Here is a 22,883-nt window from a genome sequence, read left to right on the forward strand (position 1 = left end):
GCGGGCACCCCCGCGCCGCCGCCGCTGCCCGTGTCACAGGTCCGCGGGCAGCGTCCGCCACAGCTCGGCCCGGTCGCGCGCACCGCGCAGCGCCGCGAGCACCGCGGGGTGCGGCTCGGCGTGGAGTTCGGGGTGGTCCCGCTCGCCCCGCGTGACGTCCACCGGGAACGCCAGCCGCTCCCCCGCCAGCGAGAACCGCGCGTCGACCCCCGGCTTGTTGCCCCGGGGGTCCTGGCGGTGCCAGGCACCGTGGAAGCGGACGGCGACCAGGCCGTGCACCACGAAGCCGCCGCGGTCGTCGCGCAGGCGCTGGTAGCAGAGCGCGGCGGGGATGTCCTCGGCCCGCAGCAGGGCGGCCAGGGCGTGGGCCTTGGCGTAGCAGATGCCGGTGCGCGACCGGATCACGTCGGACGCGCGCCAGGTGACGCGCGGGTCGTCCGCGTCGTGGGAGTGAGGGATCTCGTCCCGGACGAAGTCGAAGGCCCCCCGCGCATAGTCATACGAGTCTTCGGCCGCCGACGCGATGCGGTCGGCGGTCTCGCGCACCACCGGATGCTCGTGGTCGATCACCTCGGACGCGGCCAGATACGCGGACAGATCAGGGCTCAGCTGGATGGTCTCCATGCCACGTGATCATAGGAATACGACCGCCTGCGGTCAATGAATTTGCAGACGATCGCATACCTATGCAGTTACAGCCTCAGCGGGCCGCCATCTCCTCCTTGAGCGCGGCGACGAACGCGTCGACGTCGTCCTCCGTGGTGTCGTACGCGCACATCCAGCGCACGTCACCGGCCGCCTCGTCCCAGAAGTAGAACCGGAAGCGCTTCTGCAGCCGCTCGGTCACCGCGTGCGGCAGCCGGGCGAAGACGGCGTTGGACTGCACCGGGTACAGGATCTCGACGCCGTCCACGGAACGGGCGCCCTCGGCGAGCCGCTGGGCCATCTCGTTGGCCCGGCGGGCGTTGCGCAGCCACAGGTCCTTGGCGAGCAGCGCCTCGAGCTGCACGGAGACGAAGCGCATCTTGGAGGCCAGCTGCATGGAGGTCTTGCGCAGGTGCTTCATCCGGCGCACCCGCCCCTTGTCGACCACCACCACGGCCTCGCCGTACATGGCGCCGTTCTTGGTGCCGCCGAGCGAGAGCAGGTCGACGCCGGCGGCGTTGGTGAAGGCCCGCATCGGCACGTCCAGGGAGGCCGCCGCGTTGGCGAGGCGGGAGCCGTCGAGGTGGACCGTCATGCCGTGCGCGTGGGCGTGGTCGCAGATCGCGCGGATCTCGTCCGGGGTGTAGACGGTGCCGAGCTCGGTCGACTGGGTGATCGACACGACCTGCGGCATCGCCCGGTGCTCGTCGTCGAATCCGAACGCCTGGCGGTCGATCAGCTCGGGGGTGAGCTTGCCGTCGGGGGTCGGCACGGTGAGCAGCTTGATGCCGGCCACCTGTTCCGGGGCGCCGCCCTCGTCGGTGTTGATGTGGGCGCTCTCCGCGCAGATCACCGCGCCCCAGCGGTCGGTGACCGCCTGGAGCGCCACCACGTTGGCGCCCGTGCCGTTGAAGACGGGGTAGGCCTCGGCGGTGGCGCCGAAGTGGCCGCGCACCACCTGCTGCAGGTGCTCCGTGTAGACGTCCTCGCCGTAGGCGACCTGGTGCCCGCCGTTGGCCAGGGCCAGGGCGGCGAGCACCTCGGGGTGGACCCCCGCGTAGTTGTCGCTGGCGAAGCCGCGGACCGACTGGTCGTGACGACGGCGCGCGTCGGTCTTCGGTGGGTTCACGGCTTCTCGGTCAGCCACAGACGGTTTCCGTTCACTTCACTGGCGGGCTTGTCCCAGACTCCGGCGATGGCCTCGGCCAGGTCCTTGACGTCGGTGAAGCCCGCGAACTTCGCGTTCGGGCGCTCGGCGCGCATGGCGTCGTGCACCAGTGCCTTCACCACCAGGATCGCAGCCGCGGCGGCGGGACCGTCCTCGCCCCCCTCCTTGCGGAAGGCGTCCGCGAGGGCGAGGGTCCACGCCTCCGCGGCGGCCTTGGCGGCGCCGTAGGCGGCGTTGCCCGCGGTGGGCTTCGTCGCGCCGGCGGCGCTGATCAGCACGAACCGGCCGCGGTCGCTGCGCACCAGGGCGTCGTGGAAGGCCAGGGAGGTGTGCTGCACCGTGCGGATCAGCAGTTTCTCCAGCAGTGCCCAGTCGCCCAGGTCGGTTCCGGCGAAGGAGGCGCTGCCGCGCCAGCCGCCGACCAGGTGGACCATGCCGTCGATCCGGCCGAACTCCTTCTCGGTCCCGGCGGCCCAGGCGCGTGCCGCGTCCAGGTCCAGCAGGTCGACCGGCTCGCCGGTGACCGTGGCCCCGCCGTGCGCGTAGCGGGCCGCGTCGACGGCCTCCGCCAGGCGCTCGGGGTCGTTGTCCGAGGCGACGACCGTCGCGCCGGCCTCCGCCAGGCGCAGCAGTGTCGCCCGCCCGGCGGCGCCTCCCGCGCCGGCCACCGCGACGACCGCCCCCTCGAGCGCTCCGTTTCCGTTCCCCATCGCTCTCGCCTCCTCGGCGTCTCGCTCGATCGTCCGGCCGTTCCGGCCGGGTCGCGGTGTGCCCGCGTCCGCTACGCGGCGGCGGGCAGGTCGCCGGCCTCGACGCGGATCCCCTTGGTGGAGGCGATCACGTTCTTCAGCTTCTTGGCGAGCGCCTCGTAGAACATGCTGAGCGGAAACTCGTCCGGCAGCACGTCGTCCACCAGCTTGCGCGGCGGCTGCGTCAGGTCGAGGGCGTCGGGGCCCTTGGCCCAGCGGGAGCCGGGGTGCGGCGCCAGGTAGGTGGAGACCAGCTCGTAGCCGGCGAACCAGTGGACCAGCTTGGGCCGGTCGATGCCGTCGCGGTAGAGCGTCTCGATCTCGGCGCAGAGCTGGTTGGTGACCTCGGGGGCGCGCCGCCAGTCGATGTGCAGCTTGTTGTCGGTCCAGCGGACGACGTCGTGCTTGTGCAGGTAGGCGAAGAGCAGCTGACCGCCGAGGCCGTCGTAGTTGCGGGAACGCTCGCCGGTGACCGGGAAACGGAACATGCGGTCGAAGAGGACCGCCATCTGCACGTCGCGGGCCTGCGGGACGCCTTCGGCCTCCAGCTTCACGGCCTCCTTGAAGGCGGTGAGGTCGCAGCGCAGCTCCTCCAGGCCGTACATCCAGAACGGCTGGCGCTGCTTGATCATGAAGGGGTCGAACGGCAGGTCGCCGTGGCTGTGCGTGCGGTCGTGGACGAGGTCCCACAGCACGAAGGCGTCCTGGCAGCGCTGCTGGTCGTGGACCATCGCGGCGACGTCCTCGGGGAGCTCCAGGCCGAGGATGTCCACGGCGGCCTCGGTGACGCGGCGGAAGCGGGCGGCCTCGCGGTCGCAGAAGATGCCGCCCCAGGTGAAGCGCTCGGGGGCCTCGCGGACGGCAACGGTCTCCGGGAAGAGGACGGCCGAGTTGGTGTCGTAGCCGGAGGTGAAGTCCTCGAAGGTGATGGCGCAGAAGAGCGGGTTGTCGTACCGGGTCCGCTCCAGCTCGGCCAGCCAGTCGGGCCAGACCATGCGGAGCACGACGGCCTCGAGGTTGCGGTCCGGGTTGCCGTTCTGCGTGTACATCGGGAAGACGACCAGGTGCTGGAGTCCGTCCTCACGGCGCGCGGCCGGCTGGAAGGCAAGCAGCGAGTCCAGGAAGTCCGGCACGCCGAAGCCGTCGTCGGCCCAGCGGCGCAGGTCCTTCACCAGGGCCTCGTGGTACTCGGCGTCGTGCGGGAGCAGCGGCGCCAGCGCGGTGACGGCGTCCGCCACCTCGGCGACCGCGCGCTCGGCCTCGGCGCGGGCGGGCGCGCCGTCGGCGGTGAGGTCGATGGATCCGTCCTTGCTCTGCCAGGGGCGGATGCGCTCGACCGCGCCCTTGAGCGCGGGCCACGCCGGGTGGTCCACCACCCGCGCCCCGGGAGCCTGCTGCTGCCCCTGAGTGCCCACCTGCACAAGAACCTCCGTCATCTCTCACCCTCCACGGGAGTACCTCGGATGGACTCACCGTAAGCACCATCTTCTTTTTCAGCAAGAGGGGATCTTGGGAAAACTTCCCGTACAGACCCCTTTTCGACGGCGATTTTCCCGTCAAGAGGCTGTCGGGGTGACGCGGTGGGAGGGCTGCGGGGGCCCCGGCGGCACCTAGGCTGCGGCGGACAGACACACGCGCACGGGAGCGAGAAGATCGTGGACTTCCTGACCATCGGCCACCGCGGACTCATGGGCGTCGAGCCGGAGAACACGCTGCGGTCGTTCGTCGCGGCCGAGAAGGCCGGGCTCGACCTGATCGAGCTGGACCTGCATCTCAGCAAGGACGGGGCGCTGGTGGTCATGCACGACGCCACCGTCGACCGCACCACCGACGGCACGGGGCCGATCGCGGAGCGGACCCTGGCCGAGCTCCGCACGCTGGACGCCGGGTCGGGCGAGCGGATTCCCGTGTTCGAGGAGGTGCTGGACGCGGTGACTGCGCCGTTGCAGGCCGAGATCAAGGACGTCGCGGCGGCGCGGCGGGTGGCCGAGGTGATGGTCCGGCGGAATCTGGCGGAACGGGTGGAGGTCATCTCGTTCCACGCGGAGGCGATCGAGGAGATCGCCCGTCTGGTGCCGGGGGTGCGGACGGCGCTGGTGGCGAGCCGCTACGACGCGGAGGTCGTCGACCGGGCGGTCCGGGCCGGGGCGCGGACGATGTCCCTGAACATCCGCCGCCTCACCCTGGAGACGGTGGAGCGGGCCCGGCGGGAGAACCTCCGCGTCCTGGCCTGGACGGTCAACACCCCGGAGCAGTTGCGCCTCGCGCACGCCTTCGGGCTCGACGGGGTGGTCACCGACCGTCCGGAGATCAAGCCGGGCTGACACCCGGTGCGGCGAGCTCCTTCACCAGCAGCTCGAACTCCAGGTCCTCACGGCGGGGGACGCCGAACCGCTCGTCGCCGTACGGGAAGGGGCTGGTCCGCCCGGTGCGGCGGTAGCCGCGGCGCTCGTACCAGGCGATCAGCTCCTCACGCACCGAGATCACCGTCATGTGCATCTCGGTGACGCCCCAGGTCGCACGGACGAACCGCTCGGCCTCGGTGAGGACGGCCCGGCCCAGCCCTCCGCCCTGGAGTCCGGGGCGCACCGCGAACATGCCGAAGTAGGCGTGCGCGCCGCGGTGTTCGAGCTGGCAGCAGGCGACGGTCGCGGCGTCACGCTCGGCGAGCAGCAGCCGGCCCGAGGGGTCGGCGACGATCTCGCGGACTGCCTCCGGGTCGGTGCGCTGCCCGTCGAGGAGGTCGGCCTCGGTGGTCCACCCGGCGCGGCTGTCGTCCCCGCGGTAGGCGGACTGGACGAGCTCGACCAGGGCGTCGACGTCCTCGGCGGTGGCCTCGCGGAAGACCAGGGTGGGGGCCGGGCTGTCGGTGGGGTGCATGTTCTCTCCGGTGTCTAGGCTGCGGCCATGGTGCACGTACTGAGCAGCAGGACGTTGATCCGCCCCCTCGATCCACCGACCTCCCGCGCGTTCTACGGCGGGAAACTCGGCCTCGCGGTGTACCGGGAGTTCGGCACCGGCGACGAGCGGGGGACGGTGTACTTCCTCGGCGGCGGATTCCTCGAGCTGTCCGGGCGGCGGGCGCCGGGCGAGCCGGCGGCTCCCGGCGGCGCGCTGCGGCTGTGGCTCCAGGTCGAGGACGCGGTCGCCGCGCGGGAGGAGCTGGCGGGGCGCGGCGTGGAGATCGTCCGTGAGCCGGTGCGCGAGCCCTGGGGGCTGATCGAGATGTGGATCGCCGACCCCGACGGACTGCCGATCGTCCTGGTGGAGATCCCCGCGGACCATCCGCTGCGCCACCGGCCGGGCATCTGAGGTCCCGCCCCCTCGCGCCACCTGTCCGCCTTCTCACGCCCACCTTCCGCCTCCGAGCGCCGGTCACAGCCGTGGCGAGAGCCTGCCCTCGAGCTGGGTGAGGAGTTTCCCGAGCAGCCGCGCCAGGTGGTCCCGCTCGTCGGCGCCGAGTCCGGTGAGGACGTCCGCCTCGAAGGACAACTGCTGCGGCAGCACGGAGTCGACCAGGTCCCGGCCGGCCTCGGTGAGGCGCACCAGCACGACCCGCCGGTCCCTGGCGTCGGTGCGCCGCTCGACCAGTTGGCGTTCGGTGAGCTGCTTGAGCCGCTTGGTGACGGCCGCCCCCGAGGAGAACGTCTCGCGGGCCAGGTCGCCCGGAGTGAGTTCCCGTCCGGTGCGCCGGAGGGCGCCCAGCAGGTCGAACTCGGGCCGGGTGAGCCCTTCGCGGCGCAGCGGCGCGTCCTCGGCCTGGCGCAGGAGCGCGGCGCTGCGGTTGATCCGCCCGATGAGCTCCATCGGGTCGGTGTCCAGTTCGGGGAGGACCTCCCGCCACTGCCGGACCACCGTGGCGACGGTGTCCGCCGCGGTGGCCGGCTCGCCCTCGGGGCGGTTCCCGTTCTCCGTCATGACGTGGCGTCCTCCGTCGTGGTGCCGGGGCGGTGCGACGGTCGCGTGACCGCTTCGGCGGACCCGGGGGCCGGGTGCCGTACCGTCGCCGCGAGCGTACGGTGTCCGGCTCGTTCCTCCCGCGTCACCGCCTCCACCGGGAGGGCACGCAGCCACCATTCGCCGGACGCCGCCTGGGTGGTGCCCCGCAGGGTCACCAGCGCGGCGGCCAGGTCCCGCCGGGCGACGGCCAGGGCGGCCGGGGCGGCGGAGGCTCCGGACGCCCCGGCGACCAGGGTGTCGGCCCGGTGCCGCGCGGCCTCCGCCCGGCGCAGGGCCTCGGCCACCCGGTCGACGGCCCGCCGGTCGGTGACCACCACGGCCGCGACCAGACCGACCAGCGCGCCGACCAGGGTGTCGACCGTGCGGTCCAGCACCAGTTCCGGGGTGCTCTGCCAGTGGGCGTACTCGGTGACGAGCAGGGCCATCGGGGTGACGCAGACGCTGCCCAGCCAGTAGTTGCGGGAGATCAGCGCCTCGGCGCCGAAGTTCAGGGCGAGGCAGGTCAGCACGAGCGTCCACCGGTTGAGGTGGGCGACGGGGGCCAGCGCCGCGAAGAGCGCCACTCCGGCCAGGTTGCCGACGACGCGCTGGACGCCGCGGCTCCAGGTCAGCGTGAGGTTGATCTGGAAGAGGGCGGCGGCGGTGACCAGCGCCCAGTAGGGGCGGCCGACGCCCAGGGCCAGCGACGCCCAGCCGGCGAGCGCGCAGCCCAGCAGTGTGCGCAGGGCGACGGCGCGGAGCGGCACCAGGCGCTGCCGGAGCGACGGCGCGGAGACGGCGCGTTCGACCTCGACGCCGAGCAGTTCGTCCTCGTCCCCCGCGTCGAGCGGCGGGCCGAAGGTGTCGGGTACGCGGCCGAGGCCGTGCAGCCGGTCCGCCCAGGACCGCAGCGTCTCCGCGTCACCGGGCGCCGGCGCGGCGAGGGCGGCCTCGGCGCGCACCAGCAGCCGGCCCAGCGGGCGGCGTGACGTGGAGTGGCGGCCGGTCATCAGGAGTGTCTGCCAGGCGTTCTGCACCGCCCCTGCCGCGTCCGCCCTGGCCGCGTCCGCCCCGGCGGCGTCCGCCCCGGCCCGCGCGTCCGCGTCGGCACCGGAGGTCCCGGCGTACCGGGCGACCTGCCGCAGGGCCTGGACGACGGCCCGGCGTTCGGGGCCGTGCGGACGGAGCAGGCCGGGGGCCATGCCCACCATCCAGGCGAAGGCGCCGGCGGCGAGGGCCAGCGCCAGGTGGCCGGGCACCTGGCCGAGGGTCTGCGGGACGAAGAGCGCCGCCGAGGAGACGAAGGTGAGGATCACGTTGCCGGGCGGCCCCACGCGGGTGGCGTCGCAGAGCACCTTCTGCGCGGCGGCCAGCACCGCTCCCACCGCGACCAGCACCACGCCCGAGGAGGTGAGCGAGGCCGCGGTCAGCGCCACCGCCACACCGGCGACCATGCCGGCGATCAGCCAGGCCAGCGTGCGGGCCCGGGCGGCGTAGGGGCGGTTGTGGGCGTAGAGGGCGCACAGCGATCCGGCCATCGTGTAGACGGCGAGGTCCAGGCGGCCCAGGGCGACCAGCAGCAGGTTCGGCGGCGCGGTGGCCACCACCACGCTGACGGCGTGCTTGTACCAGATGTCGGCCGGCCTGCCGGGCCGGAGTGCCTGGAGCAGCGGCAGGCGCACCCTGGGACCTCCCTGTGGACGACGGACGGACGTTTCCCTCCTTCGACCTTAACAGGTGTTTCACTGGTAAAAGATCAGGGTGATCCGTCACGCTCCGCCCGATGCTCCCCGTACGCACCTCTGCGCCCGTATGCGCGCCGCCCGGGACGGGCATCCCTCGACCGACCGCCGAGGCAGGCGGTGACCTCGGGGGAAGGGGGCGGGAGTGCACGGACCGGCCACGAGCGGATGGCTGATGGTCGCCCTGTGCGCGGCGGCGGGCGCCTACTGCGTGCTGCGGATGGGCAGCGGGGTCGAGGAGCAGCGCAGGGCCGCCGGAGGGGAGGCGGTGATGGGCTTCGGCATGGCGGCCATGGCGGTGCCGGCCGCGGCGCTCGGGCCGCCCGGCTGGGTGTGGCCGGTGTACGCGGCCGTGTTCGGCGCGGCGGCCCTGCACGCCCTGTGGGCGGCCCGGAGCAGCGCGCACCACCTGCACCACGCCGTCGGCGCGCTGGCCATGGTCTACATGGCGCTGGCCATGACCGCGGCGCCTGCCGGGCACGCGGGCCACGCGGGCGGCGGAGGCGCGGGCCTCCCGCTGCTGACGGGTGTTCTGCTGCTGTACTTCGCCGGCTACGTGCTGGTCGCCGGGGCGCGGCTGCTGCCCTCCGGGGCCGTGGCGGCCGCCGGAGCCGGGGTGCGCTGGGGCGACCGGCCGGAGCTGGCCCGGGTGTGCCGGCTGGCGATGGGTATCGCCATGCTGGCCATGCTCCTGACGATGTGACGGGTCGCCGCGCGAAGGGCCGGACGCCTCCGCCCGCCGTGTCGTGCGTCACTCGCGGCGCGACCGTGTTCCACCGCGCCGACGGGCCTCATACGCTGCCACCATGATGGTCCCCGCGGCACTGTTGCTGCTCGGCGTGCTGACCGCCGTCGTCGCTCCCCGTGTCCTCGCGCCGGCCGACGTGGACCGGGAGCCGGTGGTGGCCCTCTGGGTCTGGCAGTGCGTGATCGCGGCCGTGCTGCTCTGCTTCGCGCTGTCGATGACGCTCAGCGCGGCGGCCGCCTGGCAGGCGGTGCGCGGCCACGTCTTCGCCCCCGCCCCGAGCCATGTGGTCGACGTCTACGCCCCCGAGGGCACGGCCGGGCCCTGGGCGGCGGGGACCGCGCTGGCACTGGCCGCGGGCGGACTGTGGACGCTGGCCATGCTGGCCCGTGTGGTGGTCCGGGCCCGGTCCCGCCGCCGCCGGGAGCGGGCGGCCCTGCTGGAGCGGGCCCCGCGGCTGCCCGGCGAGGGCGCGGCGGGCGACCGTCTCCTGGTGCTGGAGGCCGACCGCCCGGACGCCTGGTGGCTGCCCGGCCCCACCCCCCGCCTGGTGATCACCACGGCCGCCCTGCGCCGCCTGGGCGAGCGGGAGCTGGACGCGGTGCTCGCCCACGAGCAGGGCCACGCCCGGGCGCGTCACGACTGGCTGCTGCACTGCTCCTCCGCGCTGGCGGAGGGTTTCCCGCGGGTGCCGGTCTTCGCGGCGTTCCGTGACGAGATCCACCGCCTGGTGGAACTGGCCGCCGACGACTCCGCCTCCCGCCGCCACGGCCGCCTCGCCGTGGCGCTGGCCCTGGTCGGCCTCAACGAGGACCGCGGGGTCTTCGCCGCGGCCCCGTCCGGCCCGCGGGCCGACGTGCCGCGCCGCGTCGACCGCCTGATCACTCCCCCGCGCCGGCTCAGCCCGGTCCGCCGCCTCGGTCTGACGGCCGCGGGCGCGCTGGTCCCGGCCGTCCCGCTGCTCATCGCCTTCGCCCCGGGGCTGGGCGTGCTCCACCTCGACTGACGCAGCTCGACTGACGCAGCTCGACTGACGGAGCTCGACGAAACGGCGCGAAAGGATGGTTTCAGGGGCCCCGGGTGGGTCACTATCGGCGCATGCGCCTCTCCTCGCCCGCTCCCCCCTCCGCCACGCCGTCGTCCGGCCCCCACCAGGCGCTCCAGGACGCCGCGCTGCGCGCCGCGGCCCTGCTGTCCCTGTGCTCGCTGGTGCTCCTCGCCCTGGTGGAGGCGTCCTGGCAGCCGCTGATGGCCCTGGACGGCGAGATCGCCCGCACCACGCACCGCTGGGCGGTCCGGGAGGACGGCGTCACGGCGGTGGCGCGGATCCTCACCGACTGGTTCTGGGACCCGATCACGCTGCGTGCGCTGACCGTGGCGGTGGCCGTCGGCCTGGTGTGGCGCGGGGCTCAGTGGTGGCCCGCGCTGTGGCTGGTGGCGACGGTGGCCTTCGCGGCCGTGCTGCAGCAGGTGCTCAAGGCGGCGGTCGACCGGGCGCGGCCGGTGTGGTCCGACCCGGTCGACGACGCCCGTTTCGCCGCCTTCCCCTCGGGCCACGCCATGACCGCGACGGTCTGCTGCGGCCTGCTGCTGTGGGTGGTGCGCCGGCAGGGCGTGGGCCCTCGCCGGTGGCGGGCGGCGGTGGCGGTCGCCGTGGTGAGCGTGGTGGGTGTGGGGCTGACCCGGGTGTGGCTGGGGGTGCACTGGCTGTCGGACGTGGTGGGCGGCTGGCTGCTCGGGTCGCTGGTGGTGGCGGTGGCCGTCGCGGTGTTCGCGGGCGTGCCGCGCCTGCGGGAGGCCGGAAAGCGCCCCGCGGCGGACGCCGGTCCGGGGCTACGCTCCGGCACATGACCGCCTTCTCGACCGTGCTGTTCGACTTCTCCGGCACGCGGCTGTGCGTGGAGTCCGCCGAGAGCCGGCTGCGCGGCGTGCTGCGGGACACCGGGATCCGCATGACCGAGGAGGAGACCGTCCGCGCCGCGCGGGAGCTGCGCGGGCCGGAGCCGGGGCACCGCGCGTAGACCCCGCCCGGGGCGCTCCCCCGCGTCGCCCCGGACGGGCCTACAGGATGTCGCCGGGCCGCCGTCCGGTCAACGGGCCCCGCGCCTCGAGGCTCCCGACCATGGCTGCCCGACCCGGCCCTGCGCGGTTTCCGCGCTCGGGCCCGCCCGGCCGTACCGGCCCCGGGAACGACGTTCCCGCCGTGCGGACGCGCCGCGCGGCGGGAACGGGGTGGTGCCGGACGGCCCGGAGGCCGCCCGGCGCCGGGGTTACTTCCTCTTCTTGTAGTACTCCGGCTGCGTCTGGACGTTGAGCTCGTCCAGGTGAACGCTGTTGGCCTGGTTGGTGCGCCGGTCGTTGAGCTTCAGGACGTCGAAGCCCTTGGCCATGTCGTTCGAGAACAGGTAGCCGTTGTACCAGTACGTCGACCAGGTGCCGCCGCCGGCGCCGTTGGGCAGCGGGCCGCGCTCGAAGTAGGCGATCTCCTTCGGCTTCGCCGAGTTGGTGAAGTCCCAGACCGAGACGCCACCCTGGTACCAGGACTGGACCATGATGTCCTTGCCCTTGACCGGGATGATCGAGCCGTTGTGCGCGACGCAGTTCTCGGTGTCGGCCTGGTGGCGCGGGATCTTGTAGTAGCTCACGAACTCCAGCTCGGCGTTCTTGCCCTTGCCGACGAGGTCGTAGATGCCGTTGGCGCCGCGGTTCGGGCCGATCTCCGCGTTGCAGGTGGCCATGCCGCCGCCGCCGAGCTCGTCGGTGAAGACGACCTTGTCGGCGTCCATGTTGAACGTCGCCGAGTGCCAGAACGCGAAGTTCACGTTGTCCTGGACCTGGTCGATGACCACCGGGTTGGCCGGGTCGGAGATGTCCATCAGGATGCCGTCGCCCATGCAGGCGCCCGCCGCGATCTTCTTCGACGGGAGCGCGGTGATGTCGTGGCAGCCGGTGGTGCGGGAGACGCCCGGGTTCACGGGGGAGCCGGGGTTGCCGCCGCCGAGCTCGCCCTCACCGGGGAAGAGCACGGGGAAGTTGACGATCTTCGCGGTCTCCGGCGCGTCGGTCGGGACCTTGATGACCGAGATGCCGTCGTGCGGCGGCTGGCAGTCCGGGTAGGCGGCGTTCGGCGAGTACGAGGAGACGTACACGTAGACGTCGTCGCGATCCGGCACCAGCGTGTGGGTGTGGGAACCGCAGGCGGTCTCGACGGCGGCGACGTACCGCGGGTTGCGGATGTCGCTGATGTCGAAGATCTTCATGCCCTCCCAGGAGGACTTCTCCGTCACCGGCTGCGTGGTGCTGTTGCAGGAGTCGTCGCTGCGCGACGAGTCGGTGGACAGGAAGAGAAGGTCGCCCGAGACCGAGATGTCGTTCTGCGAGCCCGGGCAGAGCACCTGGGCGACGACCTTCGGCTTCTTCGGGTTCTTGATGTCGAAGACCTTGAAGCCGTCGTAGTTGCCGGAGAACGCGTAGTCGCCCTGGAAGGCGAGGTCCGAGTTGGTGCCGGGCAGCAGGTCCTTCGGGGTGTTGCTGACGTGCGTGATGTTCGCACTGTGGACGATCTCGTCCACGCCGGGTATCTCGCCGCTCTCGATGGCCGCCTCGACCTCGGCCTTGGCGCTGCTGGAGAGCCGCTTCTCCGGGATGTCGCCCGGCCCGGGAACGGCGCCCGCGGGGGCGGCGGTGAGCAGTGCGGCCATCAGACCGGCGGCGGTGGCCGCGATCCCCAGCCTTCTGCGCTGCGTTCGGGGGTTCCGTCTGAGCACTTCGTCCTCCCTCATCGACCCGTACTCGCAACCGAGCGGGCACGGACGCCCCCGAGTATCGTCTGCATCATGCACAGATCAACAGACTGGCAATGCGATTGTCACAAGATTTTTTGATCACGCACCGACAAAACCGTGCTAGGACGGTCGTCGACACACACGAACAACCGTCAACCGCCGTGCTCCCGGGAGGTCGCCGTGCCCATCCGCCGTGCCCCACGAGCCTCGCTCGTCACCGCCACACTGGCCCTGGCCGCCCTCGCCCTGGGCGGCTGCGACTCCGGCTCCGAGGCCAAGTCCGGTGCGGCGCAGGGCTCTTCGGTGCTCGCCCCGGGCAAGCCGGGTGAGGCGAACCAGACCTTGTCCCCGGAGGAGGCGGCCGAGCACCGCAAGGAGGACGACTCCCCCAACACCGCCGACATCAGCTACGTGCAGATGATGATCGAGCACCACGAACAGGCTCTGGAGATGGCCCGGCTCGCCCCAGACCGGGCGAAGTCGAAGGCGCTGAAGGGCCTGGCCTCGCGGATCTCGGACGTGCAGGGCGCCGAGATCGACATGATGGAGGGCTGGCTCGACGAGCACGGCGCCAAGAAGGACGCCGCCGGCCACGACCACGAAGCGATGAAGGGCATGGCCACGCCCGAGCAGATGAAGAAGCTGGCGGCAGCGGAGGGCGCGGAGTTCGACGCGCTCTTCCTGGACCTGATGATCGCCCACCACGAGGGCGCGATCGCCATGGCCTCGGACGTGAAGGCCGAGGGCAACAACATCCGTGCCGAGGAGATGGCGGACGACGTGATCGCCACGCAGACCACGGAGATCGCGCGCATGGAGGACATGCGCTGAGCGCGGTCACCACGACGGCGTGAGCCCGCGCGGACAGCGGGACTCCGGCAGGGGCGGTGCGGTCGCCGGCGTCGCGGTCGCCCCGCGGTGCGGCGGTGCGGCGGTGCGGCGGTGCGGGGATCGCAACACGGCGAGACGCGGCGGCAACATTCCGGAAATCAACAAACTGTTGAACGGCCCTACGGTTCACTGCAGTTGAGCCCGGACGGCGGCGCGGTGCCGGGCTCGCGGCCCTGCCCGCCCCCTGCCTCCGGGAGCCCCTCATGCCGACCCCCGTACCCGCCGGACCACCCGCCCCCTCGCCCTCCCCCTCCCCCTCCGCGAACGTCCATCCCGTCGACGAGGTGCCCCCCGTCCGGCACCTGGCCGCCTTCGGGCTGCAGCACGTCCTCGCCATGTACGCGGGCGCCGTGGCGGTCCCGCTGATCGTCGGCGGCGCGATGGGTCTCCCCGCCGCCGACCTGGCGTACCTGATCACCGCCGACCTGCTGGTATGCGGCATAGCGACCCTGATCCAGTGCATCGGCTTCTGGCGGTTCGGCGTCCGGCTGCCGATCATGCAGGGCTGCACCTTCGCCGCGGTCTCCCCGATGGTCATGATCGGCACCACCGGCGGCGGGCTGCCCGCCATCTACGGCGCGGTCATCGTCGCCGGGCTGGCCATCCTGCTGCTGGCCCCGGTCTTCGGCAAGCTGCTGCGGTTCTTCCCCCCGCTGGTCACCGGCACCGTGATCCTGATCATCGGCCTCTCCCTGATGCCCGTGGCGGGCAACTGGGCCGCGGGCGGTCAGGGCAGCGAGGACTTCGGCGCTCCCGGCAACCTGGCCCTGGCCGGCTTCGTCCTGCTGGTCGTCCTGGGCGTGCAGCGGTTCGCCCCGCCGTTCCTGAGCCGGATCGCGGTGCTGGTGGGCATCGTGGTCGGTCTGGTCGTGGCGGTGCCCCTGGGCTTCACCGACTTCGGCGGGGTCGCGGACGCCGCCTGGGTGGGCGTCAGCACCCCGTTCCACTTCGGGGCGCCGGTCTTCGAGGTCTCGGCGATCGTGTCGATGCTGGTGGTGGCCCTGGTCATCATGACCGAGACCACCGGTGACCTCATCGCCGTGGGCGAGCTGACCGGCCGCAAGGTCGAGCCGCGGGCCCTCGCCGACGGTCTGCGGGCCGACGGCCTGTCCACCGTGCTGGGCGGCGTCTTCAACACCTTCCCCTACACGGCCTACGCCCAGAACGTCGGCCTGGTCGGGATGACCCGGGTGCGCAGCCGCTGGGTGGTCGCCGCGGCCGGCGGTCTGCTGGTGCTGCTCGGGCTGCTGCCCAAGCTGGGGGCGCTGGTCGCGGCCATTCCGGCCCCGGTGCTCGGCGGTGCGGGCCTGGTGATGTTCGGTACGGTGGCCGCCAGCGGACTGCGCACGCTGGTCGGCGCGGGACTGGGCGACGGCCACAACCTGACCGTCGTGGCCGTCTCCCTGGCCGTGGGCATGCTGCCGGTCGGCGTCCCCACCGTGTACGACGCCTTCCCGGACTGGTTCCAGACGGTGATGCACAGCGGCATCAGCGCGGGCTGCCTCACCGCCGTGCTCCTCAACCTCGTCTTCAACCACTTCGCGCGCGGCGGTGGTTCGCCGTCGGTCTCCGGGCCGGAGGCAGCGTCCGGGCCCGAGGCAGCCTCTGCGCCGGAGAAGGCCCCCGGCGCGGCACCCACGGCGGCGCGCCCGGACGGTGCGGCGGCCGGTCCCACCGTCTGACGGGGCGCCGGCCCGGGTCGACGCGCCGCCGTGCGAGGGCGGCCGGCGCCCGGACCGCGCCGGTGCTTCCCGGGCGTTGTCGGTGGCACGGTGCAGACTGTGCCGTGTCCGACTGACACGCATCTGGACGACGATGTCCTGGAGGTGGCCCGGATGGCCGACGTACTGCTCGCCGTGGGGACCAACAAGGGTCTGTTCCTCGCACGCCGCCGGGGAGGCGGGGACTGGGAGTTCGACCCCGCTCCCCACTTCAACGCCCAGGCCGTCTACTCGGTCGCCCTGGACACCCGGGAACCGGCGCCCCGGATCCTGGTGGGAGGCGTCAGCTCCCACTGGGGTCCGTCGGTCTTCCACTCCGACGACCTGGGCCGCACGTGGACCGAACCGGCCAGCCCCGCCGTGCGGTTCCCGGAGGACACCGGCACCTCGCTCGAGCGGGTCTGGCAGCTGCACCCGTCCGCCGCGGAGCCCGGCGTGGTGTACGCGGGCACCGAACCCGCGGCGCTGTACCGGTCCGAGGACCGCGGCGAGTCGTTCTCGCTGGTCCGCCCGCTGTGGGAGCACCCCACCCGCTCCCGCTGGGTGCCCGGCGGAGGCGGCGAGGGGTTGCACACGATCCTCACCGACGCGCGCGACGCGCGGGCCGTGACGGTGGCGGTCTCCGCCGCCGGCGTCTTCCGCACCCAGGACGGCGGCGGCAGCTGGTCCCCCTCCAACAGCGGTGTCGGGGCGGACTTCCTGCCCGGCCCCGACCCCGAGTTCGGCCAGTGCGTGCACAAGATCGCGCGGGACGCCGCCGATCCGGACCGGCTGTACCTGCAGAACCACTGGGGCGTCTACCGCAGCGACGACGCGGGCGCCCACTGGACGGACATCGGTGAGGGCCTGCCGACCACCTTCGGCTTCGCGGTCGCCGCCCACCCGCACCGCGGGGACACGGCCTACCTGTTCCCGGTCACCGCGGACACCGACCGGGTCCCCGCCGGACGGCGCTGCCGGGTCTTCCGCACCGCCGACGCGGGGCGCACCTGGGAGCCGCTCTCCGCCGGCCTCCCGCAGGAGGACCACTACGGCATCGTGCTCCGCGACGCCCTCTGCACCGACGACGCCGACCCCGCCGGGGTCTACTTCGGCACCCGCAACGGCGAGCTCTACGCCTCCGCGGACGACGGCGAGAGCTGGCGTCTGCTCGCCTCCCACCTCCCGGACGTGCTCTGTGTCCGCGCGGCGGTCGTCGGCTGACGGGGCCGCGGCGTCGCCCTCCTCCGGTGTGGGCCAGAGCTTGATCGTCTGTCCGACCCCGGCAGTAGGGTGACGCCCGTGGCACCTAGACCTTTGCATGAGATCGTCGAACCCGGCTGGGCCAAGGCCCTGGAACCGGTGGCCGACCGGATCGCCCGCATGGGCGACTTCCTCCGGTCGGAGATCGCGGCGGGACGCAGGTACGTCCCCGCGGGACCCAACATCCTGCGCGCGTTCCAGCAGCCCTTCGACGACGTCCGCGTCCTGATCGTCGGTCAGGACCCCTATCCGACACCGGGGCACGCGGTCGGGCTGTCGTTCAGCGTCGCCCCCGAGGTGCGCCCGCTGCCGCCCAGCCTGATCAACATATTCCGCGAGCTGCAGAGCGACCTGGGCGCGCCCCAGCCGTCCAACGGCGACCTCACGCCCTGGGCCCAGCAGGGCGTGCTGCTCCTCAACACCTCGCTGACGACGGCCCCCGGCAGGACCAACGGCCACCGGGGCAAGGGCTGGGAGGAGGTGACGGAGCAGGCCATCCGCGCCCTCGCCGAGCGCGGCAAGCCGCTGGTGGCGATCCTGTGGGGCAGCCACGCCCGGGCCGCGCGCCGGCTGCTGGGCAGTTACCCGTCCGTGGAGTCGCCGCACCCGTCGCCGCTCTCCGCCGACCGCGGCTTCTTCGGCTCGCGTCCCTTCAGCCGGGCGAACGAACTGCTGCTGCAGCAGGGCGCCCAGCCGGTGGACTGGCGACTGCCGTGAGCGGGGCCGGGCCGCGGGAGCGGGTGGTGCTGGCGGTGGACTCGGGCGGCTCCGGGCTGCGGGTCGCCGTCGGCACGCCCGAGAGCGGCCCGGTGGCGCGGTGCTCGGGACGGGAGCCGGTGCGGACCGGTGAACGGGGGCTCGATCCCGGCCATCTCGTCGAGTTGCTGTCGCCGCTGGCCGAGGAGGCTCTGGCCGAGGCGGGCCACGGAGCGCCGGACGCGGTCGCGGTGGGCGCGGCGGGCTTCGCCTCGCTGGGTGACGCCTGGCGGGCCGAGCTCCCCGCGGAGCTGGCACGGCGGTTCGGCGGTGGACGGCGCGGTTGGGCGGGCGTGGCGCTGGCGTCGGACGCGGTGACCGCGTACGTGGGCGCCCTGGGGGACCGTCCGGGCGCCGTGATCGCCGCCGGCACGGGCCTCACGGCCACCGGCACCGATCTGTCGCGCTGGCGCCGGGCGGACGGATGGGGACACCTGCTGGGCGACTGCGGCGGCGGCGCCTGGATCGGCCGGGCCGGCCTGGAGGCGGCCCTGCGCGCGCACGACGGCCGCCCCGGTGGTTCCTCGGCGCTGCTGGAGCGCGGGGAGTCGCTGCTGGGGCCCCCGGCCGGGTGGCCCGCGGCGCTGTACCCCCGCCCCGACCGGCCCGCGGTGCTGGCCTCGTTCGCGCCGCAGGTCGCGGCCTGCGCGCCGGTGGATCCGGTCGCGGAGGAGATCCTGCGGGACGCCGCCCGGCACATGGCCGGCGCGGCGGCAGCCGTCTGCCCGGAGGAGGGCGCGCCCGTGGTCTCGGTGACGGGCGGTCTGACGCGGCTGGGTGAGCCGCTGCTCGCACCGCTGGAGGAGGCATTGGCCAAGGCCCTGCCGCACGCGCGTCGGGTGGCGCCCGAGGGCGACCCGCTGACCGGTGCCTTCCGCCTGGCCGCCGGGCTGGTCCTCGGCGGCCCCGCGCTCCCCCGGGACGCCCGGATGCTGCAGGTGACACCGGCCGCCGCCCGGCCCTGACCCGATGGCGCCGAGGCGCCCCGGGAGGCGGATCCGCGGGGCGGCGCAACGGTGACCACTTGTCGACAGATCACCTGTCTGCCCCGGACTGCGCCCCACCCCGGCCCCCACCCCGGCCCCCACCCGTTCGCCTGCCCGTTCGCCCATCAGCCCGCCATCCGCCCGCCGTCGGCCATCCGTCGGCCCCTTCCGTCGGCCCGTCCGTCCGGAGGTGAAGATTCCGCAGAGGTTGTGGCCCGTCGGCACGGGCTCCCGCTCCGCGCGGGGGCGGGGCGGCCGGCTTCCGTATGATGCGGCGTCAGGTCGCTCTCGGGGCGCACCGTCACGGCCGGGCGTCCCTGTTCGCGGGGCCTCGGGCCGAAGGCGCCCGCCGCCGCACCCGGAAGGCGCGGAATCGTTCCGCTTGCCACACCACGGGCAGACAAATGCGGACGGATACCGCTCACCCGCCCCCTCCCCGAACAGAGGAGCCCCTGGAGCCAGTAGCATGCGGCGCCATGAGCTCCCCCACTGGGCCCGCAGGCCTGCCTGTACGAATGCCGCGACCCCGCCAGCCCGGCCGGCACCGCCGGCCCGAGCCCCTGGCCGCCCCCGAGGGCGCGCCGGCGCTGGTGCTGGCGGTGCCCGGCGCTCCCACCACCGAGACCCGCGGTCTCGCCGAGGAGGTCGTGAGCATCGCCCGCTCCGAGCTGCCCGGCCTGGACGGGCGCATCGGTTATCTGGACGGGGACGACGACGAGTTCCCGACGCTGCAGTCCGTGCTGACCCGCGCCGCCGAGGAGCGGACCGCCCGTTACGAGCTGGCCCGCGCCGCCGGTGCGGACGTGCGGGAGCCCGACGGGCCGGTCGCCGTCGTGGTGCCGCTGCTGGCCGGTCCGGACAGCGCGATGCTGCGCGCGGTGCGCCAGGCCGTCATGGACAGCCGGGTCGCCGCCGACCTGACGGACGCCCTGGGCCCGCACCCGCTGCTGGCCGAGGCCCTGCACGTGCGCCTGTCGGAGGCGGGTCACGCCCGCGCCGACCGTGCCCGCCTGTTCACCGTCCACACGGCCGCGGACGGCATCGTCCTCGCCACGGTGGGCGGCGAGGAGGCCGTCCAGGCGGCCGGGATCACCGGCATGCTGCTGGCCGCGCGCCTCGCCGTGCCGGTGATGGCGGCGGCGCTGGACCAGGAGGGTTCCCTGGCGTCGGTGACCGAGCAGCTCCGCTCCTCCGGCTCGCAGCAGCTGGCGCTGGCCCCGTACCTGATCGGTCCGGAGGTCTCGCCGGAGCTGCTGGAGGCCGCCGCGCAGGAGGCGGGCTGCCCGGCCTCCGCGCCGCTCGGCGCCTACCCGGCGGTCGGCAAGCTGGCGCTCGCCAAGTACACGACCGCGCTGGGCATCGCGCCCCAGCAGCCGCAGGGCATGCCCGTCCGCTAGACCACCGGTCCCTGCGGATACCCGTGGTCCAAGCGGCGAACGGCCGTGGGACCCGCCTCCGGTCCGATGTGACCCGGGGCGCGGCCCACGGCCGTTCGCCGTACCGGGGAGGCGTCAGGCGACGACCACGCAGGAGGCGGCGGGCACGGGCACGGAGCCGCGCCCCTCGGGCAGGCCGGTGAGCGGGTCGGTCTCGAACCAGGTGACGTCACCGGAGCGCTCGTTGGCCACGTAGAGGAACCGTCCCTCGACGGCGAGGGCGCGGGGCCAGTGGCCGCCGCAGGGCACGGTGCCGGACAGCTTCAGCGTCTCCCCGTCGACGGCGAACACCGAGACGACGTCCGCGCCCCGGGTGGCGGTCCACACGAAACGGCCGTCAGGGGCGACCACGACGCCGGAGGGGTACGCGTCCCCCTCGGCGGCCCCCGGCAGCACCCCTAGCTCGCACAGCGGTTCCAGAAGCCCTTCGGCGGCGTTCCAACGGCAGACGGTGACGGAGGGGGTCAGCTCGTTGACCAGGTAGGCGCGGTCGCCGTCCGGGTGGAACGCCAGGTGGCGCGGCCCCGAGCCGGGCCGCGTCCTGATCTCCCGGTGCACCCGCAGTCCCTCCTCGTCGAGGGCGCAGACCCGCACGGAGTCGGTGCCGAGGTCCACGCTGACCGCCCAGCGACCGCTGGGGTCCGGCTGCACCTGGTGGGCGTGCGGGCCCTGCTGGCGCACACTGCAGGGCCCGGAGCCGGTGTGGGCGAGCACGGCGGCGGGGCCGCGGTGCAGGGCGCCGCCGGGGCGGGTCCGCAGGGCGGAGACGCTGCCGGAGCTGTAGTTCGCGGTCAGCACGCGCCCGGCGAAGAGGCTCAGGTGGGTGGGGCCGCTGCCGCCGACGGGGACGGGCGGGCCGAGCCGGACGGGGAGCCGCTCCCCGGTGACCCGGTAGGCGGCGACGGCTCCGCGCGCGGTCTCGCTGACCGCGTAGAGGACTTCGCCGTCCTCGGAGAGGGCCAGGTAGGAGGGGTCGGGGAGGTCGTCCGTGGCGCCGGCGAGGGTGAGGGCACCGGTGGCCGGGTCCCGCTCCGCGGTGACCAGGCCGGGACCGCCGGCCGCCGTGAAGGACCCGATGTAGGCCCTGGGTCGTCGTGCTCCGCCGTCCGTCACCGCGTGTCCCCTCTCGCCGCCCCGTACCGCCCGCCGGTCCACCGGCCGGCAGGGCGACGGTAGCAGCCGCCGCCCATTGGCCTAGACCAAACGGGTGAGGTTCTCGGTCGTGTCCCCCGGGGGGCGGGCGTCAGACCCGGACCGGCACGGACCTCTCGGACGTCGCCGCGGCCCGCAGCGGTTCGGCGAGGGCGACCAGGGCGCGTTCCACGCCGTGCAGGTGGGCCAGGGCCCCGTCGGCGACCGGTTCCGCGCGCTCGCCCCCGGGCCGCCCGGCGGTCGGACGGCCGAGCGCCTCGACCGCCGCCTCCACCCGCCAGCAGGCGGCGGCCAGCCGGGCGTCGTGCGAGGCCTCGGGGTCCCCGGCGACGGAGACCAGCGCCCGCACCTCACGGGCGCACTCGTCGAGCAGCACCAGCACCCGGCGGGCGCGCTCACGGCGGGTCCTGCCGAGGTACAGCGGGTGGACCAGCGGCGCCACGGTCTTGCGCACCTGGGCCAGCAGCGCCTCGAGTTCGGCGACCCGCGGGGCCGGGTCGGCGTCGGGGTCGCCCGCCAGGCGGGCCGCGGCCTCCGTGGTGCAGGCGTGCACGCAGCGGACGGCGCGCCGGATCCACGCGTCGTTGAAGGCGTGGGTGGTCACCGGCAGGACCAGCAGGACGGCCAGCCAGGCGCCGGCCGCGCCGGCCAGCGTCTCGGCGACGCGGAGCACCAGCAGACCGGCGTCGAGCAGGCCGGCGACGCCGTACAGCGCCTGGGCGAGCACGGTCACCGAGAGCATCATCCAGGTGTAGGAGGTCTGCGCCGTGTAGAAGATCCCGAAGGTGGCGACGGCGGCGACGACCGCCGAGGGCACCGGGGCGCCGTGCAGCGGCAGGGTCAGCACCGCGCCGAGGAGCGCGCCCACGCAGGTGCCCAGGACCCGGCGGAAGCCGCGGACGGCGGTCTCCCCACGCGAGGTCACGTTGACGAAGATCCACCAGGTGGCGCCGACGGCCCAGTACCAGCGCTCGTCGGAGAGGAGGTGGCCCACCGGGAGCGAGAGGAGACAGCCGGCGGTGACCTGGACCGCCTGGCGCGTCGTGATGCGGCGCAGCCCGGTGCCGCCGGTGGGCGGCGCCGGGGGTACGGGGAGCGGGAAGCGGCGCTCGTAGCACCACAGTCCGAAGCGGACGGCGGCGGCCACGGCGACGGAGACCAGGACGGCGGCGCAGAGCGAGGGCAGCACCGCGGGCGTGGTGCGGGCGAACTGGGCCACGAAGAAGCACATGAAGGCGAAGGCGCCCAGGGTGTGCCCGCGCGGACCCCAGCGGCGCGCGTACACGCCGAGCCCGCCGATTGCCACGAAGACCAGGCCGCCGGCCACCGGGCGGTCGTGCAGCAGCGCGGCCGCCGCCAGCACGGGGAGGCCCACCGCGGGCTGCAGCGCGACGGTGACGGCCTGGCCCCGCACCGTCGGGTCGGTGACGGTGAACAGGACCAGCAGGGCGGCGAGGCCGCCGGTGGCCATGCCGGCGATGTCGTGGCCGAGCAGCCCGCAGGCCGTGACGGCGAGGGCGATGCCGAGCACGCCGCGCGAGGCGAAGCGCAGACGGATCAGTCCGGGGTCGGCCGGGGGCACCAGCGCGGTGCGGATCGGCGCCGTCCACCGTGACCGGCCCGTGCGCTGCTGTGTCAGGACCAAGATCTCACCTTCCTCGACGCCGTCCCGGGCTGCCCGGGGGACCGGCGCCTTGAAAAGCGGCACAAAAAAGGCGCCGCGGAAACCCACAGCGCCATTGACCCGACCATTTCACCATGCGGGATGCTCTTGGTTCAAACGACCGCCGATCCACTGGACCATTGGCCCGGCGGTCGAGGTTCGACCCCGGCCGGGAGGAGGCCATCGGACCAGCGCGCCGGGGCTCCGGAGGGCCGGGCGTGCGGGTGGGTGTGCGGGCGGCCGGGCATGCGTGCGGCCGGGCG

Annotated in this window: 22 protein-coding genes; 12 read left to right on the plus strand and 10 right to left on the minus strand. The window is 74.1% G+C overall.

Annotated elements, in window-relative coordinates; all coding sequences use genetic code 11:
* Window positions 1-33: 33 nt before the first annotated feature.
* The 4 genes from ABZ836_RS06540 to ABZ836_RS06555 all read right to left on the minus strand — a co-directional run bounded on the left by ABZ836_RS06540 (window position 34) and on the right by ABZ836_RS06555 (window position 3,998).
* Window positions 34-624 carry a transglutaminase family protein gene (locus tag ABZ836_RS06540; RefSeq protein WP_356127890.1) on the minus strand — a complete coding sequence of 197 codons (591 nt, stop codon included), beginning with the start codon at window positions 622-624 and terminating at the stop codon, window positions 34-36.
* 76 nt (window positions 625-700) lie between these two features.
* Window positions 701-1,774 carry a low specificity L-threonine aldolase gene (locus ABZ836_RS06545; RefSeq protein WP_356127893.1) on the minus strand — a complete coding sequence of 358 codons (1,074 nt, stop codon included), beginning with the start codon at window positions 1,772-1,774 and terminating at the stop codon, window positions 701-703.
* Window positions 1,771-2,523 carry an SDR family NAD(P)-dependent oxidoreductase gene (locus ABZ836_RS06550; protein WP_356127896.1) on the minus strand — a complete coding sequence of 251 codons (753 nt, stop codon included), beginning with the start codon at window positions 2,521-2,523 and terminating at the stop codon, window positions 1,771-1,773. The genes ABZ836_RS06545 and ABZ836_RS06550 overlap by 4 nt, the downstream gene beginning before the upstream one ends.
* A gap of 71 nt (window positions 2,524-2,594) precedes the next feature.
* The gene (locus ABZ836_RS06555; protein ID WP_356127899.1) at window positions 2,595-3,998 is read right to left on the minus strand and encodes a DUF6421 family protein; all 1,404 of its coding nucleotides are present in this window, start codon (window positions 3,996-3,998) and stop codon (window positions 2,595-2,597) included.
* Window positions 3,999-4,217: 219 nt separating this feature from the next.
* On the opposite strand from ABZ836_RS06555, the gene ABZ836_RS06560 reads away from it, so the two are divergent.
* A complete protein-coding gene (locus ABZ836_RS06560) occupies window positions 4,218-4,886 on the plus strand; it encodes a glycerophosphodiester phosphodiesterase family protein (protein ID WP_361139950.1) in 669 nt (222 codons plus the stop codon).
* Here the strand turns inward: ABZ836_RS06560 and ABZ836_RS06565 are convergent.
* Window positions 4,873-5,442 carry a GNAT family N-acetyltransferase gene (locus tag ABZ836_RS06565; protein ID WP_361139953.1) on the minus strand — a complete coding sequence of 190 codons (570 nt, stop codon included), beginning with the start codon at window positions 5,440-5,442 and terminating at the stop codon, window positions 4,873-4,875. The genes ABZ836_RS06560 and ABZ836_RS06565 overlap by 14 nt on opposite strands.
* 27 nt (window positions 5,443-5,469) lie before the next feature.
* On the opposite strand from ABZ836_RS06565, the gene ABZ836_RS06570 reads away from it, so the two are divergent.
* Window positions 5,470-5,874 carry a VOC family protein gene (locus tag ABZ836_RS06570; RefSeq protein WP_356127908.1) on the plus strand — a complete coding sequence of 135 codons (405 nt, stop codon included), beginning with the start codon at window positions 5,470-5,472 and terminating at the stop codon, window positions 5,872-5,874.
* A gap of 63 nt (window positions 5,875-5,937) precedes the next feature.
* On the opposite strand, the gene ABZ836_RS06575 is transcribed toward ABZ836_RS06570, so the two are convergent.
* Window positions 5,938-6,480, minus strand: coding sequence for a MarR family transcriptional regulator (locus ABZ836_RS06575; protein WP_356127911.1), 543 nt, complete (start codon window positions 6,478-6,480; stop codon window positions 5,938-5,940).
* Entirely contained in the window at window positions 6,477-8,183 is a 1,707-nt protein-coding gene (locus ABZ836_RS06580) for an FUSC family protein (RefSeq protein ID WP_361139957.1), read from the minus strand. Before ABZ836_RS06580 ends, ABZ836_RS06575 begins: the two co-directional genes overlap by 4 nt.
* A 205-nt stretch (window positions 8,184-8,388) precedes the next feature.
* On the opposite strand from ABZ836_RS06580, the gene ABZ836_RS06585 reads away from it, so the two are divergent.
* The 4 genes from ABZ836_RS06585 to ABZ836_RS06600 all read left to right on the plus strand — a co-directional run bounded on the left by ABZ836_RS06585 (window position 8,389) and on the right by ABZ836_RS06600 (window position 11,009).
* Window positions 8,389-8,946: a DUF5134 domain-containing protein gene (locus tag ABZ836_RS06585; protein ID WP_361139960.1), complete on the plus strand. Its 558-nt coding sequence runs from the start codon at window positions 8,389-8,391 to the stop codon at window positions 8,944-8,946.
* A gap of 103 nt (window positions 8,947-9,049) precedes the next feature.
* Window positions 9,050-9,994, plus strand: a complete 945-nt coding sequence (locus ABZ836_RS06590; RefSeq protein ID WP_356127920.1) for a M56 family metallopeptidase — start codon at window positions 9,050-9,052, stop codon at window positions 9,992-9,994.
* Between the two features lie 92 nt (window positions 9,995-10,086).
* Window positions 10,087-10,839, plus strand: coding sequence for a phosphatase PAP2 family protein (locus tag ABZ836_RS06595; protein ID WP_361139964.1), 753 nt, complete (start codon window positions 10,087-10,089; stop codon window positions 10,837-10,839).
* The gene (locus ABZ836_RS06600) at window positions 10,836-11,009 is read left to right on the plus strand and encodes a hypothetical protein (protein WP_356127924.1); all 174 of its coding nucleotides are present in this window, start codon (window positions 10,836-10,838) and stop codon (window positions 11,007-11,009) included. Before ABZ836_RS06595 ends, ABZ836_RS06600 begins: the two co-directional genes overlap by 4 nt.
* 249 nt (window positions 11,010-11,258) lie before the next feature.
* On the opposite strand, the gene ABZ836_RS06605 is transcribed toward ABZ836_RS06600, so the two are convergent.
* Complete coding sequence (locus tag ABZ836_RS06605; protein ID WP_356127927.1) at window positions 11,259-12,770, minus strand: hypothetical protein; 1,512 nt, start codon at window positions 12,768-12,770, stop codon at window positions 11,259-11,261.
* Between the two features lie 183 nt (window positions 12,771-12,953).
* Between ABZ836_RS06605 and ABZ836_RS06610 the strand changes: the two genes are divergently transcribed.
* The 6 genes from ABZ836_RS06610 to ABZ836_RS06635 all read left to right on the plus strand — a co-directional run bounded on the left by ABZ836_RS06610 (window position 12,954) and on the right by ABZ836_RS06635 (window position 19,766).
* Window positions 12,954-13,604, plus strand: coding sequence for a DUF305 domain-containing protein (locus ABZ836_RS06610; RefSeq protein WP_356127930.1), 651 nt, complete (start codon window positions 12,954-12,956; stop codon window positions 13,602-13,604).
* Between the two features lie 263 nt (window positions 13,605-13,867).
* Window positions 13,868-15,346, plus strand: a complete 1,479-nt coding sequence (locus ABZ836_RS06615; RefSeq protein ID WP_361139968.1) for a nucleobase:cation symporter-2 family protein — start codon at window positions 13,868-13,870, stop codon at window positions 15,344-15,346.
* 153 nt (window positions 15,347-15,499) lie between these two features.
* Window positions 15,500-16,588: an exo-alpha-sialidase gene (locus ABZ836_RS06620; protein WP_361139972.1), complete on the plus strand. Its 1,089-nt coding sequence runs from the start codon at window positions 15,500-15,502 to the stop codon at window positions 16,586-16,588.
* A gap of 78 nt (window positions 16,589-16,666) precedes the next feature.
* The gene (locus ABZ836_RS06625; protein WP_356127936.1) at window positions 16,667-17,344 is read left to right on the plus strand and encodes a uracil-DNA glycosylase; all 678 of its coding nucleotides are present in this window, start codon (window positions 16,667-16,669) and stop codon (window positions 17,342-17,344) included.
* On the plus strand, window positions 17,341-18,348 hold the full coding sequence (locus ABZ836_RS06630) for a BadF/BadG/BcrA/BcrD ATPase family protein (protein WP_361139975.1): 1,008 nt from the start codon (window positions 17,341-17,343) through the stop codon (window positions 18,346-18,348). The genes ABZ836_RS06625 and ABZ836_RS06630 overlap by 4 nt, the downstream gene beginning before the upstream one ends.
* 497 nt (window positions 18,349-18,845) lie before the next feature.
* Window positions 18,846-19,766 (plus strand): hypothetical protein, encoded by a 921-nt coding sequence (locus ABZ836_RS06635; protein ID WP_361139978.1) that lies wholly within the window; start codon window positions 18,846-18,848, stop codon window positions 19,764-19,766.
* Between the two features lie 114 nt (window positions 19,767-19,880).
* Here the strand turns inward: ABZ836_RS06635 and ABZ836_RS06640 are convergent, their stop codons facing one another.
* Both ABZ836_RS06640 and ABZ836_RS06645 read right to left on the minus strand, forming a co-directional pair.
* Complete coding sequence (locus ABZ836_RS06640; protein WP_356127943.1) at window positions 19,881-20,918, minus strand: lactonase family protein; 1,038 nt, start codon at window positions 20,916-20,918, stop codon at window positions 19,881-19,883.
* 130 nt (window positions 20,919-21,048) lie between these two features.
* Window positions 21,049-22,596, minus strand: coding sequence for an FUSC family protein (locus ABZ836_RS06645; RefSeq protein WP_356128396.1), 1,548 nt, complete (start codon window positions 22,594-22,596; stop codon window positions 21,049-21,051).
* Window positions 22,597-22,883 lie beyond the last annotated feature (287 nt).

The sequence above is a fragment of the Streptomyces sp. NPDC047130 genome, assembly GCF_040643475.1.
Taxonomy (GTDB): Bacteria; Actinomycetota; Actinomycetes; order Streptomycetales; family Streptomycetaceae; genus Streptomyces.

Excerpts from the sequence above, each read along its gene's own strand:
- ABZ836_RS06575 (WP_356127911.1), bottom strand. The coding sequence starts at position 6,480 with ATGACGGAGAACGGGAACCGCCCCGAGGGCGAGCCGGCCACCGCGGCG.
- ABZ836_RS06600 (WP_356127924.1), top strand. The coding sequence starts at position 10,836 with ATGACCGCCTTCTCGACCGTGCTGTTCGACTTCTCCGGCACGCGGCTG.
- ABZ836_RS06620 (WP_361139972.1), top strand. The coding sequence starts at position 15,500 with ATGGCCGACGTACTGCTCGCCGTGGGGACCAACAAGGGTCTGTTCCTC.
- ABZ836_RS06605 (WP_356127927.1), bottom strand. The coding sequence starts at position 12,770 with ATGAGGGAGGACGAAGTGCTCAGACGGAACCCCCGAACGCAGCGCAGA.
- ABZ836_RS06565 (WP_361139953.1), bottom strand. The coding sequence starts at position 5,442 with ATGCACCCCACCGACAGCCCGGCCCCCACCCTGGTCTTCCGCGAGGCC.
- ABZ836_RS06635 (WP_361139978.1), top strand. The coding sequence starts at position 18,846 with ATGAGCTCCCCCACTGGGCCCGCAGGCCTGCCTGTACGAATGCCGCGA.
- ABZ836_RS06570 (WP_356127908.1), top strand. The coding sequence starts at position 5,470 with ATGGTGCACGTACTGAGCAGCAGGACGTTGATCCGCCCCCTCGATCCA.
- ABZ836_RS06555 (WP_356127899.1), bottom strand. The coding sequence starts at position 3,998 with ATGACGGAGGTTCTTGTGCAGGTGGGCACTCAGGGGCAGCAGCAGGCT.
- ABZ836_RS06615 (WP_361139968.1), top strand. The coding sequence starts at position 13,868 with ATGCCGACCCCCGTACCCGCCGGACCACCCGCCCCCTCGCCCTCCCCC.
- ABZ836_RS06550 (WP_356127896.1), bottom strand. The coding sequence starts at position 2,523 with ATGGGGAACGGAAACGGAGCGCTCGAGGGGGCGGTCGTCGCGGTGGCC.
- ABZ836_RS06590 (WP_356127920.1), top strand. The coding sequence starts at position 9,050 with ATGATGGTCCCCGCGGCACTGTTGCTGCTCGGCGTGCTGACCGCCGTC.
- ABZ836_RS06540 (WP_356127890.1), bottom strand. The coding sequence starts at position 624 with ATGGAGACCATCCAGCTGAGCCCTGATCTGTCCGCGTATCTGGCCGCG.
- ABZ836_RS06595 (WP_361139964.1), top strand. The coding sequence starts at position 10,087 with ATGCGCCTCTCCTCGCCCGCTCCCCCCTCCGCCACGCCGTCGTCCGGC.